The sequence below is a fragment of the Paraburkholderia rhizosphaerae genome, from assembly GCF_004366595.1.
Taxonomy (GTDB): Bacteria; Pseudomonadota; Gammaproteobacteria; order Burkholderiales; family Burkholderiaceae; genus Paraburkholderia; species Paraburkholderia rhizosphaerae.
On sequence record NZ_SORE01000013.1, the window covers coordinates 157,666 to 170,936 of the forward strand.

13 protein-coding genes are annotated in these 13,271 nt (G+C 63.5%); 4 read left to right on the forward strand and 9 right to left on the reverse strand.

Annotated features, from left to right (window positions below):
- Positions 1 to 273: 273 nt before the first annotated feature.
- Positions 274 to 1,275 (forward strand): thioredoxin-disulfide reductase, encoded by a 1,002-nt coding sequence (gene trxB, locus BX592_RS18610; RefSeq protein ID WP_134193271.1) that lies wholly within the window; start codon positions 274 to 276, stop codon positions 1,273 to 1,275.
- A 194-nt stretch (positions 1,276 to 1,469) separates the two neighbouring features.
- Here trxB and BX592_RS34870 read toward each other — a convergent pair whose 3' ends face one another.
- Positions 1,470 to 3,014 carry a methyl-accepting chemotaxis protein gene (locus tag BX592_RS34870; RefSeq protein ID WP_134193272.1) on the reverse strand — a complete coding sequence of 515 codons (1,545 nt, stop codon included), beginning with the start codon at positions 3,012 to 3,014 and terminating at the stop codon, positions 1,470 to 1,472.
- 329 nt (positions 3,015 to 3,343) lie between these two features.
- Here BX592_RS34870 and BX592_RS33915 point away from each other — a divergent pair, with 329 nt between their 5' ends.
- Complete coding sequence (locus BX592_RS33915) at positions 3,344 to 3,652, forward strand: DUF4148 domain-containing protein (protein WP_166676395.1); 309 nt, start codon at positions 3,344 to 3,346, stop codon at positions 3,650 to 3,652.
- Between the two features lie 76 nt (positions 3,653 to 3,728).
- Here the strand turns inward: BX592_RS33915 and BX592_RS18625 are convergent, their stop codons facing one another.
- Both BX592_RS18625 and BX592_RS18630 read right to left on the reverse strand, forming a co-directional pair.
- Complete coding sequence (locus BX592_RS18625) at positions 3,729 to 4,295, reverse strand: cytochrome b/b6 domain-containing protein (RefSeq protein WP_134193329.1); 567 nt, start codon at positions 4,293 to 4,295, stop codon at positions 3,729 to 3,731.
- 48 nt (positions 4,296 to 4,343) lie between these two features.
- Positions 4,344 to 4,607, reverse strand: coding sequence for a PepSY domain-containing protein (locus BX592_RS18630; RefSeq protein WP_134193274.1), 264 nt, complete (start codon positions 4,605 to 4,607; stop codon positions 4,344 to 4,346).
- A 262-nt stretch (positions 4,608 to 4,869) separates the two neighbouring features.
- Here BX592_RS18630 and BX592_RS18635 point away from each other — a divergent pair, with 262 nt between their 5' ends.
- Positions 4,870 to 6,264 (forward strand): DHA2 family efflux MFS transporter permease subunit, encoded by a 1,395-nt coding sequence (locus tag BX592_RS18635; RefSeq protein ID WP_134193275.1) that lies wholly within the window; start codon positions 4,870 to 4,872, stop codon positions 6,262 to 6,264.
- A gap of 38 nt (positions 6,265 to 6,302) precedes the next feature.
- On the opposite strand, the gene BX592_RS18640 is transcribed toward BX592_RS18635, so the two are convergent.
- Entirely contained in the window at positions 6,303 to 7,508 is a 1,206-nt protein-coding gene (locus BX592_RS18640) for a hypothetical protein (protein ID WP_243849610.1), read from the reverse strand.
- A gap of 293 nt (positions 7,509 to 7,801) precedes the next feature.
- On the opposite strand from BX592_RS18640, the gene BX592_RS18645 reads away from it, so the two are divergent.
- Positions 7,802 to 8,305 (forward strand): universal stress protein, encoded by a 504-nt coding sequence (locus tag BX592_RS18645; RefSeq protein ID WP_166676396.1) that lies wholly within the window; start codon positions 7,802 to 7,804, stop codon positions 8,303 to 8,305.
- 66 nt (positions 8,306 to 8,371) lie between these two features.
- Here BX592_RS18645 and BX592_RS18650 read toward each other — a convergent pair whose 3' ends face one another.
- The 5 genes from BX592_RS18650 to BX592_RS18670 form a co-directional block, all read right to left on the reverse strand.
- Positions 8,372 to 9,079 (reverse strand): DUF899 family protein, encoded by a 708-nt coding sequence (locus BX592_RS18650; RefSeq protein WP_134193277.1) that lies wholly within the window; start codon positions 9,077 to 9,079, stop codon positions 8,372 to 8,374.
- A gap of 39 nt (positions 9,080 to 9,118) precedes the next feature.
- On the reverse strand, positions 9,119 to 9,778 hold the full coding sequence (locus tag BX592_RS18655; protein WP_134193278.1) for a glutathione S-transferase family protein: 660 nt from the start codon (positions 9,776 to 9,778) through the stop codon (positions 9,119 to 9,121).
- Positions 9,779 to 9,887: 109 nt separating this feature from the next.
- Positions 9,888 to 11,132: a Zn-dependent hydrolase gene (locus tag BX592_RS18660; protein WP_377681546.1), complete on the reverse strand. Its 1,245-nt coding sequence runs from the start codon at positions 11,130 to 11,132 to the stop codon at positions 9,888 to 9,890.
- Positions 11,133 to 11,365: 233 nt separating this feature from the next.
- A complete protein-coding gene (locus BX592_RS18665) occupies positions 11,366 to 12,256 on the reverse strand; it encodes an SDR family NAD(P)-dependent oxidoreductase (RefSeq protein WP_134193280.1) in 891 nt (296 codons plus the stop codon).
- Positions 12,257 to 12,355: 99 nt separating this feature from the next.
- Positions 12,356 to 13,261, reverse strand: a complete 906-nt coding sequence (locus BX592_RS18670) for a ketopantoate reductase family protein (protein WP_134193281.1) — start codon at positions 13,259 to 13,261, stop codon at positions 12,356 to 12,358.
- Between the last annotated feature and the right edge of the window lie 10 nt (positions 13,262 to 13,271).

Genomic DNA, 13,271 nt, shown 5'->3' on the forward strand with positions numbered 1-13,271 from the left:
TAACCGACAACACCTGTAGCCGGGTCGAATCGGTTCAATGGACAAAACGGCGGGCACCGCGTCGATACCCGTGGCGACAGTGCCGGTGCGTGCGGCGCGCGGCCGCCCGGCAGGCGCGAACGACCACACACGCCTATCGGTCCGATCGCAAACCTTGATGAAGCGGCGAAAGGTCGCCGCCTTTATAATGCCGGTCTGACTCCCATCTACAGTGGGACATTGGCTGCACCGGCTTTGCAACCGCAAGCCGGACGCTTTTTACGGATTTCGATCATGCCAGCAACCTCGACAAAACACGCAAAGGTCCTGATTCTCGGTTCCGGCCCGGCCGGCTACACGGCGGCGGTCTATGCGGCACGAGCCAATCTGTCGCCGGTGCTCGTCACGGGTCTCGCGCAAGGCGGGCAGCTGATGACCACCACGGACGTCGAAAACTGGCCCGCCGATCCGAACGGCGTGCAAGGTCCTGAATTGATGCAGCGTTTCCTCGAACATGCGGAACGCTTCAAGACTGAAATCATCTTCGACCATATCCACACTGCGAAGCTGGACGAAAAACCGATCCGCCTGATTGGCGATTCGGGTGAATACACGTGCGACGCACTGATTATCGCGACCGGCGCGTCCGCGCAGTATCTCGGGCTGCCCTCCGAGGAACTGTTCATGGGCCGCGGCGTGTCCGCGTGCGCGACCTGCGACGGGTTCTTCTACAAGCAGCAACACGTTGCGGTGGTCGGCGGAGGCAATACCGCGGTCGAAGAAGCGCTATATCTGGCCGGCATCGCGAAGAAGGTGACAGTTATCCACCGCCGCGACAAATTCCGCGCGGAGCCGATTCTGATCGACCGCCTGCTCGAAAAGCAAAAGGAAGGCATCGTCGACATCAAATGGAACCATGTGCTCGACGAAGTGAAGGGCAATGAAGGCGGCGTCAACGCGGTGCGTATCAAACACGCGCAAACCGGCGAGACCACCGATATCGAACTGCAAGGTCTGTTCGTCGCGATCGGCCACAAGCCGAATACGGACATCTTCCAAGGCCAGCTCGAGATGAAGAACGGCTATATCGTCACGAAGAGCGGGCTGCAGGGCAATGCGACCGCGACGAGCGTGCCGGGTGTGTTCGCCGCCGGCGACGTGCAGGACCATATCTATCGCCAGGCGATCACCAGCGCGGGCACCGGCTGTATGGCCGCACTCGATGCGCAACGCTATCTCGAGAGCATTCACGAATCGATCGGCGAGCGCGCGATGAGCGCCGAAGCCGAACGTTAATCGGAAACGGCGCGGACAGCGCGCCTGTTTTACGCAGCGGTTACGAAGGGCTGTTGCCAGTCAAATGGCGACAGCCCTTCTTTCACTTGCGGGCGTCGTACCGCATCGTGTCGTACGGGCGCATATGCGCGTCGCGATAGGCCGATTGCGTGATGTTCGTTTCGCCATGACATCGCGATTACGCCATCACGCGATCACGCGGTCCTGAACACGCTGACCACGCCGTTCATCCGCTCCGCCTGCTCGCGCAGCGACGCCGCGGCCGCCGCAGCCTGCTCGACCAGCGCGGCATTTTGCTGCGTGACCGAATCCATCTGGGTCACTGCCTGCGTAACCCGTTCGATCCCGTCGCTCTGCTCTTCCGACGCCGCTGAAATCTCGACGGTAATCTCCGTCACGCGCCTGACGGCCTCGTTGATCTCGTTCATCGTGCTGCCCGCGCGGTCGACCAGCGCGGTGCCGTTGCCAACCCGTTCGACCGATTTATCGATCAGTGCCTTGATCTCCTTCGCCGCGGCCCCGCTGCGTTGCGCGAGCGTTCTGACCTCGCCCGCGACGACCGCGAAGCCCCGTCCTTCCTCACCCGCGCGCGCGGCCTCGACTGCCGCATTCAACGCGAGGATATTGGTCTGGAACGCGATGCCCTCGATCACGCCGATGATGTCGGCAATCTGCTGCGAGCTGCCGTTGATCTCGCCCATCGTCGACACGACCTGCGAAATCACCTGGTGCCCCGTCTGCGCGACGCTCGCCGCGTCGCGCGCGAGACTGGTCGCCTGGCGCGCGTTATCGGAGTTGCGGCGCACGGTCGACGTCAGCTCGGTCATGCTCGACGCGGTCTCGCCCAGCGACGCGGCCTGCTCCTCGGTGCGTTGCGACAGGTCGATATTGCCGGCGGAGATTTGCCGCGTCGCAGTGGCAATCGACTGCGCGCTATCGCGCACCGTGGTGATGGTCTCGGTCAGCCGCATTTGCATCGCTTGCAGCCCTTCCATCAGGCGGCCCATTTCATCGCGCGAGCGCACGCCGATGCGTTGACTCAGGTCGCCATCGGCAATCGAACGGAAGTGAAGCAATGCATCGTCGAGCGGTCCGGCAATCGACTTCTGCAGCGTGTACCACCCGAACACCGCCATTACGAGACCGACCGCGAGGCCCGCGGCCGCAATCACCAGAATCGTATCGAAGCGCTTTTGCGCGGCATCGTAAAGCGCACGCGCCTGCTCCGCCTGCATCGCTTCGAGTTGCGCGGTGCGGTCGGTGATGTCGTTGAACGGCGCGGTCATCTTGTGCGAAATCAGATCGCCCAGCGCTGCTGTATCGCGGCGCCCGATTGCCGCATAGACCTGCGGGACCGGCCCGGACATCGCGACGGCCCGCTTCGCATCCACTTCATCGCTGATGCGCGTTTCGTCCGCGCCGGCAGGCAGCGCACGATACGACTGCCATGCCTTATCGGCAATGTCGAATTGCTCACGGGCGCGCTGCAGCAGATTCGGCACATCGGGGCTATCGGGCGCAGCGCCGATGCGATCGAGCACAAGACGCCCACGCGCGATATGGAAATCGTATTTGCCGAGCGCGATCGCCGACGCGAGTTGATCCGTATAGAGCTCCTTCTGATCGTCGTTGCTCATTGCAATGCCGACGACACCCAACACGGCACCGACGATCATCAACAAGCCAAGAAATCCCATCGCCAGCGCGAGACGAATACGGATCGTGATATTTCTGAACATGAACATCCTCGAGGACGGGAAAGCGCAGCGAAAGGTCGCGTACGACGGCATGAATCCGTTCCCTCCGTTTACGGCAGGCCATTGACGATATGAAGCACAAGGTAGCGACCAGTCACAACCGTTTGCGCCAGATCAAATTCAACGACAGTTCGCGCAACGATCGATACCCGAAGCGAGTGCGAATCGACGGGAAGCATTCGTTTGTTGAGGTGTTGTGGAAGAAGCCGCGCTATTGTCGATTCGAGTGCAACGCGCACCGCACCCGAAAAAAACCAGCCGGCGTCGCAATCGTTGCATCCGCAACCGCTTTGAGGAAAGGAGAAGATTTGATGAAGAACATCCGTCTCGTCACAGCTGTGTCCACCTCCGCGCTCGCAATCGTTGCCGCGTGTGTTTCCGTGAACGCTGACGCGCAAGCGTCGGGCATCACGCGTTATCAGGTCGGCGCCGAGCTTGCGCAGCTACAGGCCGCCGGCTACTTCGGCGAAAAGGTGACCTATCCGAACCGGCTGCAAGCCACGGAAGCACGCATCCAGACGATCAACGCCACGCAATCGAACAATGCGGCCGGCGGATACGGCGGCTCCAGCGGATACGGCGGCTCCGGCGATTACGCGCCCGGCCGTGCGCCGCGGTGACGACTCGCCGACAATATTGCAAAGACCGGAACAGATCGGCCGACCAGCACCGGTAGACGCAACGCGAACGCGAACCTCATCGATCGCATCGATCGCGTTCCGTCGTGTTCCCTGCATGCCGCGGATGGCGACGCTTATAACCGGTGACCATCGCGGCAATCAGATTTTCGCGTGTCCAGACGCTCATCGCGATCGCCGCGGCGATATGAATACACACGCACACTTCGAGGGCGATCGCGAGCGCAGTGTGAATCGCTTGAGGCCAGTCTTCGCCCCAGAACGCATCGAGGCGCATCAACCAGCCGCTGAATGCCAGCGCGAGCACAAGCGCCCACAGCACGAGCGCCATCACACCGCCAAACGGGTTATGCGACAAATGACGTAAAGGCTTGCCTGACGCAAGCGAACGCCCATACGCACGCAGATACGAACACGTAGGCCACCATGCGGAAAAACGCGCGTAGCGCGTGCCGATAAAACCCCACACGATACGCAACACGACCAGCGCGGCGGCCGCATAACCGAGCTTGCGATGCAGCGGATCGGTCGGGCCGAACAGGTCCCAGATCACAATGGCCGCGATGACCCAGTGCGTGAAGCGCACCCACCGGTCCCAGATTCTGATTCGCGCGGCGTCGGGCATCGCGGACATATCGCGGGCTTACAGGGAAAAGCGGGATTCAGTCGAGCGTCAATCGATTTCCGACTTCACGACGTCAAGCGTTTTGGTGTCGAAGTAGATTTCGACCTTCTTGCCTTCCTTGTTGCTGCCGTAAATCTCATAGCAGTTGCCGTCGATTTTGAACTTCTTGATCTTGTAACCCTGCCCTTCAAGTTGCGCGCGCGCATCGGACTCTTTCATCCACTCGTCTTTCGGATGCGCGACGCAATCCGCCTTCGCGAAGGCCGCCCCCGAAAAACCAATCGCCGCGATCACCGCAATTAGCTTGAGCATCCGAAACCTCATCGTTAGTTAATCGAAAGGCTAATGTGCCACAAATGAGAACAGTTCTCAATCAGACAATTCAACAATGCGTGAGAGACACGTCCGGACGTAAGAAGTGTGTTAAGCGGGTTTTCCATAAACGCGTTTGCCACTATCATGTCCGGACTTCAGCCGAAGTCGCGTCGCCCCGTCTATCCTCCCCGCCGGTCTTGAGCAGCGCGCCTTTCGGCAAGCCTACGGCGCGCCAGACGCCCGCCCCAATCACTTCCAGATGAACAAACAGTCCACGCACGCCGCGTTGTTGTGGATCGTCGCCACCGGCTTCTTCATGCAGGCGCTGGACACGACGATCGTCAACACCGCTTTACCTTCCATTGCCCGCAGCCTCGGCGTCCCCGCACTGGCGATGCAGCCGATCGTCGTCGCGTACACGCTGACGATGGCGCTGCTCACTCCGGCCTCCGGCTGGCTCGCCGACCGCTTCGGCACACGCCGCGTGTACTTCGTCGCGATCCTGCTGTTCGTGATCGGTTCGGTATGCTGCGCAAGCGCGCACACGCTCGGCCAGCTGATCATCGCGCGCGTGCTGCAAGGCGTCGGCGGCTCGATGCTGCTGCCGATCGGCCGGCTCGCGGTGCTGCGTACGATCAGCGGCGAACAATATGTATCGGCGCTCGCGCTGATCTCGGTCGCGGGCCAGGTCGGACCGATCCTGGGCCCAACGCTTGGCGGCTGGTTCGTGCAGTCGTTCACGTGGCACTGGATTTTCCTGATCAACGTACCGATCGGCGCGGTCGGCCTGATTGCGGTGAGCCGCTATCTACCCGACGGCGCGTCGCGCGACGCACCGCCGTTCGACCTGATCGGCTGCGCGCTGCTATCGCTATGCATGGTCGCGTGCTCGCTCGCGATCGACGTGCCGATGCGCACACAACGTGTCGAATGGTCGGCCTGCCTCGCGGTGCTGGGTGTTGCCGCCGCGCTGGCTTATATCCCGTACGCGCGGCGCTCGCGCAATCCGCTATTCCGTCTGGGTCTGTTTCGCGAGCCCAACTTCAGCGTCGGGCTGATCGGCAACCTGATCTGCCGGATCGGTTCGAGCGCGGTGCCGTTCCTCGTGCCGCTGATGCTGCAACTGGAACTCGGCTACACGCCACTGCATTCCGGGCTGATGATGTTGCCGTCCGCGCTCGCGGGCACCGTCGCGAAACGCTGGATTGCGCCGCTGATTCGTCGCTTTGGCTATGAAGCGTTCCTGCTGGTGAACACGTTGATCGTCGGTAGCTCGATCGTTGCGTTCGCACTCTTTTCGCACGGCACACCGCTGGTGATCGAAATCGCGGTGCTCGCGGTGTTCGGCGCGGCGAACTCGATGCAGTTCGCGGCGATGAACAGCGTGACATTGAAAGACCTGTCGATTGCGGACGCGGGCAGCGGCAACAGCCTGTTTTCGATGGTGCAGATGCTCGCGATTGGCCTTGGCGTATCGATCGGCGGGGGTCTTGTGAATCTGTTCACCGATCAATGGGGTTCGGGCGCGTTGGGCTTCCGGCTGAGCTTTGTGTGCGTCGGCGTAATCACGCTAGTGTCGGCGCTGGTGTTCCGGCGCATCGACAAGGAACCGGCGCGGCCGGTGGCGATCGCAACGAGCGCCGCACAGCGCTGACGCGCGAACCGACGCACGCGCGCAAGCGCCGCCGCGCGCTACCGTGTGCATCGATCGGCTGCGGAAGCAGGCCGCATTGCCTTCAGATCGAACTCCGCTTCCTTCGGTCCCTGCTGCGTCAGCGTGACCCAATGCAGAGTAGTGGGAGATTTGACCAGCCCGAGGCTGCCCACTTCACCCCATTTGACCGGCGAGCGTTGCGTCCCGGCCAGCTCGATCGATGTTGGCGCGAGCTTCAGATCGAGCAGCCGTCCATCCTGAGCCGGCACATAAGCATGATCGCCGGCCACCATGATGCTGGACTCGCGCACCGACGCGGGCATGCAGGCAAGCGTCGCGGTGGTCGCGCCGGTTGCATCGAGCAGTTGCGCAAAGCCCTTGCCGTCGAAGCCGGTCGCCACCACCAGAAAACGATCCAGCGTGGGCACATAGGCGGCCGCATACGTGTAATAACGCAAGCTCGGCGACAGCACGCGCGCGTCGCTGAGCGTGCCATCGTCCGGATTGAATACCGCGGACTTCAGCCGCGCATAGGTCGCGCCCGGCACGTACTGCTGCCACATCAGCAATGCGCGCGTCGGCGAACCGGCAATCATCGGCCACCATTCGCGCACGCGCGGCGCGACCTCGACCGACTGCTGCAACGTGCCGTCCGCGTCATACGTCTTCAGATACACGCCATTGCCGGTGCCGAGATTGTCGGCACCGCCGCCGTCGACCCAATCGTCCGAATAGAACACGATGAAGCGCGAGCCGACCGCCGCCGCATGCCCGGAATGCCCGCCCGATTTAACGTCGACTGGATACGGTTTGACCGCTTGCAGATCCGACGTATAGACGCCATAGCGCTGGCTCACTTCATTCGGCGTGTTCCATCCGTCCTCAAAGGTGACCATCACGTTGCCGGTGTCGTTCTGCGCAATCGACACCGGTTCCTGCGCTTCAGGACGGCTGATGAAAATACGCGGCTTGTCGAGACTGAATTGCTGCGGCGACCAGCGCGCGACATACACGTCGTGCGTCCAGTTGCGGTCACGCCCAGGTCCGCGCGGCGGCAAACCCGAACTGCTGAAGAATACCCACGTGCCGCCCTGGCCATCGCTCGCCGCGCCGATGCCATGCATGTACGAACGCGGGTCGACCGTCGCCCGCGCGCGGCTCGAGCCCTTCGCGGCCCCGGCGGACATTGGACAAAACCACACACAGACGCCGAGCATCGCGGCGACGGCCAGCACCTTCCGCATGTCGTGACTCACTCGACAGTGACAGACTTCGCGAGATTGCGGGGTTTGTCGACATCGGTGCCCCGCACACAAGCCGTATGATACGCAAGCAGTTGCAACGGCACGACATGCAATATAGGCGACAGCGGCCCACGCAACGCCGATCGTCCTCGACAGGCCCGCATGGTGGTGCCTTGAACACAGGGCCTCTAATTTCTCGCTAATTCACCGCGCGGATCATGCACACATGGCTTAAACAAGCCGGCACGCATGACCCGAGATCCACGCGGTACGACATGTTAGCGAGGCCCCAAATGTACAAGCATATTCTGGTAGCAGTCGGCACCCGTGCCGATTCGATCACGCTGGAAGCTGCGATCCGGCTGGCGCGCCAAACTGGCGCGCGGATTACCGCATTGCATGTCGTGGACCCGGTGCCGCCGTATGCAGGCGTGGACACTTACGACTTCAGCGTGACGCTCGAAGCATTCGATGCGTATGGGCGCGCAGTGGCCGAACGCTGCGTCGCCGCGATCCATCAGGCCGGTTGCGAAGGCGACGCGCGCACCATCGTGCTACCGATGTGCGGCAGCACGATGGGCCGCGCGATCGCCGAACAGGCGCGCGAAATGGGCGCGGACCTGCTGGTGATCGGTAATCGGAAACAGACGCTCTGGAGTCTGTTTCGCGAGAATCTGTATAAGGAACTGCTGCGCTACACGGACGCACCGGTGCTGGTCGCAACCGACGCACTGCCGGCGGCGTCGGGCCTCGCGCTCGCGCTGCGGCCACGTTATGCGCAAACCATCGATGCGTGAGCGCGTACCTGGTCCGACATACAGCGGACGCGCGCCCCGCAGTACAGCACTGCGCGGCGCGCGCAATCAACGGTACTCGAGCTTCGGATACCAGTCGGTGCCGCGCCCTTCCGGCGTCAGGTCGAGGATCGTCCACAACGGCATCGGATCCGGCGCGCCGCGCGGGTCCTGGCCCGGGTCAGAGGTCGCGAAGCCCATTTCGCTGCCCCAGAAATGGCGGATCGTACCGTCGCGGCGCGTAAACACATTGAGCGCCGGTTCGTCGCCGCCTTCGTCGGAAATCGCGAAGTAGTCGCGGCTGTAGTTGCCGTTCAGGTCCGAATACAGCTTCAGGTCGCGCCAACCGCGCGCGCGCGTGAACGCGACGATCCGCTCGAGCGGCGAACGCGCGACTACCGCCATCGCGATGCGCTGCTGCACATCGGCGGCCTCGCCTTCCCACGCGCTCAGCATTGACGTGCACATCGGGCAAGGCCGCTCACGCTGCGGACCGAACATATAGCTATAGACGACGAGCGTGTCCTTGTCGCCGAACAGACCCGCGAAATCGACCGGACCGCCCTCGCCGGCGAAGCGATAGTCGCCGCTGACCATGCCGCCAGGGGGCAATGCGCGGCGCAATTCGGCCACGCGTTCGATATGCCGGCGCAGTTCGATTTCCTCCGCGAGCAGTGCGGTGCGCGCGCGCCGGTAATCCGCGCTTTCATTCGGGAACGTCATCGTGTTGCGCCGTGCGAGATCGACGGCGGGAATCAGGGTTGGGGCGTTGGCCATATCAATCTCCTCTTTCCTGTGACTAGGGAAGGTCCGCTATCAGTCGCGATCCGGCGCGCCCAACGGAAACAACGACCGGTACGGTCGTGCTTCATCGACAGCGCGCGCGAACGATGGTCGCGCAAGCAGCCGCTGCCGGTACGCAATCACGTTCGGAAATGCCGCGCCGATCCGATGCGCCCAATCGGCATAGAACAGCGCAGGCGCGGCCGCGCAGTCGGCGAGACTGAAGTGTCCGCCGGCCGCCCATTGGCGGTCTTCCATTGCGCGATCGAGCCAGCCGTATGCGGTATCGAGCATGTCGCGCGCCTCCGCGACGCCGCGCACATCGCGCTGCTCCTGCGGCCGCATGCTATCGAAGACAATTTTCTGCAGCGGCGTGGCCACGTAGTTGTCGAAAAAGCGGTCCATCTCGCGCACCTTGATCGCCGCGCGACGATCGTCGGGTATCAGCGACACCGTACCCGGATAGTACAAACCCAGATATTCGATGATGATGGTCGACTCGGTCACCATCCGTGCGTCGTCGATCAGCAGCGGAAAGCGCCTGATCGGCCAGCGCGCGGCGAATTCGTCGTAGACCTGCGGGCTTTCGGACGTCAGCATGCGCCACTCGAACGGCGTGCCGTTCTCGTAGAGCGCAATCAGGACTTTCTGGCAGTACGACGAAAAAGGGTGGGCGTAGAGCTGCAGCGTCATCGTAGGTCACCTCCGTTGGCTTACGTGTTCATCGGGTGTTCTGATGAATGACGAACCAGCGAGGATGAAATCGACATGCGCGCCAAAAAAATTTGCCCGTGCGCAACCTCTACCGGCTCTCCATCGCCTCCAGCAGGATCGACGCCGCGGCATCCGCGGCCACCTGGCATCCGAGCACGATATGTTCGTCGGCCGTGTCTTCGATGAAATCGTGACTGACGCCGCCGATGCTCGGCACAAAAAGCATGCACGCCGGCAGATGCGCAGCGAGTAATTGCGCATCGTGCGCGGCACCGCTCGGCATGCGCACCCACTGGCCCGGCGCCACCGCTTGCGCGGCGCGCGCGATATGCTCCTGCATCGCCGGGTTCATCGTCACCGGCTCGATCGCTTCGTCGAGCGTATCGAGCGCGACACCGACCAGCCCGCGCGCATGGAACTCGTGCGCGAGTTGCGCGAGCGCCGCCTCCATCGCACGCAGCCGCGCCGCGTTGCCGTCGCGAAACTGCAGATACAGGTCGGCCTGACCCGGCACCACGCTCAGCGACCCAGGATCGAGATCGATCCGGCCGACCGTCCACACGGTATCGGCATCGGCCAGCGCGCGAAACGCATCGTCCATACGCGCGATAAACGCCACCAGCGCCGCGCCGGCGTCGCGGCGAATCGACATCGGCGTCGTGCCCGCGTGGTTGCGCTGGCCGGTAAAACGCACGCGAACTTCGCGCATGCCGACGATCGTCGTGACCACGCCAATTGCGTTGCCGCTCGCTTCCAGCCGACCGCCCTGCTCGATATGCGGCTCCAGATAACCGATCTGCCGCGCACGCTCGAGGTGCACGCGCGGCCGTCCCGCGAGCCCCGCCGCTTGCAGCGCATCGTGCAGCAGTTGACCGTCACGGTTGCGTGCACAACGGATTGCTTCGTCAACCGATGCGTCGTGCTCGCCGCCGATAAAGCTGCGGCTGCCGAGGAACCCGGAGAACGTGCCCTCTTCGTCGATCCACGATGCGACGTCGAGCGCCAGATGCCGGGTGTCGTTGTTTTCGGCAAGCGCACGGGCAATTTCGATTCCGTAAATCACGCCGAGCGCGCCATCGAGCCAGCCGCCGGTCGGCTGGGTATCGGTATGCGAACCGATCAGCAGCGCGGGCCCCGGATTGCGTGAGCGGCCGAACACATTCCCTACGCCGTCAATTTGCGCGTCGAGCCCCGCGTCGTTCATCCGGCCTGCGAGCCAGCGGCGCGCGTCGATGTCGATCGGCGACAGCGCAAGGCGCACGACACCCGGCCCGGTTGCGCCGAAGCTGCGTAGCTTGCGCAGGTCGCCGAGCAGCCGCTCGGGGTTGATCATCGGCACAGGTCATTCCTCCTTTTGCATGATCGGCACAGCGCGCTTCTTTGCCTGCTTCTTCACCAGGTCACGCGAACGATAGCCCGGAGTCGGTGGGTTGCGCCAATGCGCGGTGCGACGCAATGCACAAAGGAGCCGGAAAGAAACGCGGGCGGCCGTGGTGGCCGCCCGTGCGGGTCGTTTCGTTTGAAAGGCGCGGTGTCTCAGCTGTCACTAATCAGCGCGTCAGTCCATCAGCGCTGCTTGATAAACGCGTCGAAGGCGGCCGCATAGTCCGGATGCCAGCGCGATAGCGCGGGCCGGTTTTCGACGATGTCCCCGGCCGCCCACAGAATGCGCCGCTCGTCGAGCGAGCGCGGCACGTCGTTGTCCGGGCACAGAATATAAAAGTCACCGGCCGCGAGCCGCTGCATCATGAAATCGACGGTCTGCTCAGGGGTCCATGCGCCCGCTGGCTTTTCAGTGCGATCGCGCCGCGTGAGACCGGTGAACACGAAACCGGGAATCAGCAGATGCGCGCTGATCTTGCCGTTCGCGGTGTTGCGCAACTCATGCTGAAGCGCTTCGGTGAACGCTTTCAGCCCTGCCTTCGCGACGTTGTACGCCGGGTCGCCCGGCGGCGTCGTGATGCCCTGCTTCGAGCCGGTGTTGATCACGAGCCCTGGCCGGCCCCGTTCGATCATCTCCGGTACGAATACCTGCGTGCCGTGAATCACACCCCACAGATTCACACCGAGCACGCGCTGCCAGTTGTCGTCCGGGCCGAATATCGTACTGCCGGGCTGAATGCCCGCGTTGTTCATCAGCACATCGGTGCCACCGAAGCGGTCGCGCACGGCCGCCTGCAAACGGCGCAGGTCTTCGACGCGGCTAACGTCGGTCTCTTGTGCAAACACGTCCTGCTTGCCGTGCGCGGCGAGCGCGGCCACTTCGGCGACTGCGTGCGCGAGACGCTCGGCGCCGAGATCCGCAATGCACACGCGCAGCCCGAGCTGCGCGAAACGCTTTGCAGCCGCGAGGCCGATACCGGCGGCGCCACCGGTAATGACCGCAACGGCGCCTGGTGTGAAGGTGGAATGAACAGCGGGCTGTGTAGAGGAAGCGGAAGCGGCGGAATCAGTCATCTGGACCTCGTTGGCGCGGGGAAACGCGACACCGGCGCCGCGGTCCCGATTCAAAAATGCGATGTGGCCGACGATGCTAGCACGAAGCCTCGCGACGCATCATGCACCCGCGCCACCGTCGCGGCTTTCAACCAGCTTCACCAGTGTATGCAGCACGCGATTGGCCGGCGTCGGCACGCCGCGCGCGGCGCCGCGCCGCACCACGTATCCGTTCAGATGATCGATCTCGCTGTGCCGGCCGCGCGCGAGATCCTGCGCAGTCGACGAATACTGCGTGGCCATCGTCTCGGCAATGCGCCGCACGGCCGCGTCGACATCGCCGGGAATCGCCACCTTGTCGGCCTGCGCGACCGCGACGCATTCATCGACGACGTCGCGCATCACGTCCGGCACGCCGTCGCGTTGCACGAGCTGACCGTACGGCAGCTGCGCAAGCGCGGACAGCGCGTTATACGCGCAATTGAGGATCAGCTTCGCCCACAGCGCGCCGAGCACGTTATCGGAAATCTCGGTCGGCACGCCGGCGTCGATCAGCGCGCGCGCCACGGCATCGCTAGCCGCCGACGGCTCGATAACCAGCTCGCCGCGCCCGTGATGCTTCACATGGCCCGGGCCGGCCATGCCGGTCGCGACATAGACGACTGCCGCCGCCACCGGCTGCGAAACTTGCGTGCGCAGACGCTGCGCATTGTCGACGCCGTTTTGCAGCGACACAATCAGCGCATCCGGCGCGAGATGCGGCTGCAACTGCCGCGCGGCGCTTTCAGTATCGGTGGACTTCACGCAGAACAGCACGAGTTGCGCGCCGGCTGCCGCGTGAGCGTCGGTGCTCGCCGCGACGCGCACGGTTTCATCGAAGCTTTGCGTTTCGAGCCGCAAGCCGTGCGCGCGAATCGCGTCGACGTGCAGCGCGCGGCCGATCAGCACGACGTCGTGGCCCGCGCGCGCGAGCATGCCGCCGTAATAGCAGCCGACGGCGCCCGCTCCCATCACGGCGACCTTCATGGATGTCTCC

Bases quoted from the DNA above. Each gene is read 5' to 3' on its own strand.
- trxB (WP_134193271.1), top strand. From the start codon at position 274: ATGCCAGCAACCTCGACAAAACACGCAAAGGTCCTGATTCTCGGTTCC.
- BX592_RS34870 (WP_134193272.1), bottom strand. From the start codon at position 3,014: ATGTTCAGAAATATCACGATCCGTATTCGTCTCGCGCTGGCGATGGGA.
- BX592_RS33915 (WP_166676395.1), top strand. From the start codon at position 3,344: ATGAAGAACATCCGTCTCGTCACAGCTGTGTCCACCTCCGCGCTCGCA.
- BX592_RS18625 (WP_134193329.1), bottom strand. From the start codon at position 4,295: ATGCCCGACGCCGCGCGAATCAGAATCTGGGACCGGTGGGTGCGCTTC.
- BX592_RS18630 (WP_134193274.1), bottom strand. From the start codon at position 4,607: ATGCTCAAGCTAATTGCGGTGATCGCGGCGATTGGTTTTTCGGGGGCG.
- BX592_RS18635 (WP_134193275.1), top strand. From the start codon at position 4,870: ATGAACAAACAGTCCACGCACGCCGCGTTGTTGTGGATCGTCGCCACC.
- BX592_RS18640 (WP_243849610.1), bottom strand. From the start codon at position 7,508: ATGCGGAAGGTGCTGGCCGTCGCCGCGATGCTCGGCGTCTGTGTGTGG.
- BX592_RS18645 (WP_166676396.1), top strand. From the start codon at position 7,802: ATGTACAAGCATATTCTGGTAGCAGTCGGCACCCGTGCCGATTCGATC.
- BX592_RS18650 (WP_134193277.1), bottom strand. From the start codon at position 9,079: ATGGCCAACGCCCCAACCCTGATTCCCGCCGTCGATCTCGCACGGCGC.
- BX592_RS18655 (WP_134193278.1), bottom strand. From the start codon at position 9,778: ATGACGCTGCAGCTCTACGCCCACCCTTTTTCGTCGTACTGCCAGAAA.
- BX592_RS18660 (WP_377681546.1), bottom strand. From the start codon at position 11,132: ATGATCAACCCCGAGCGGCTGCTCGGCGACCTGCGCAAGCTACGCAGC.
- BX592_RS18665 (WP_134193280.1), bottom strand. From the start codon at position 12,256: ATGACTGATTCCGCCGCTTCCGCTTCCTCTACACAGCCCGCTGTTCAT.
- BX592_RS18670 (WP_134193281.1), bottom strand. From the start codon at position 13,261: ATGAAGGTCGCCGTGATGGGAGCGGGCGCCGTCGGCTGCTATTACGGC.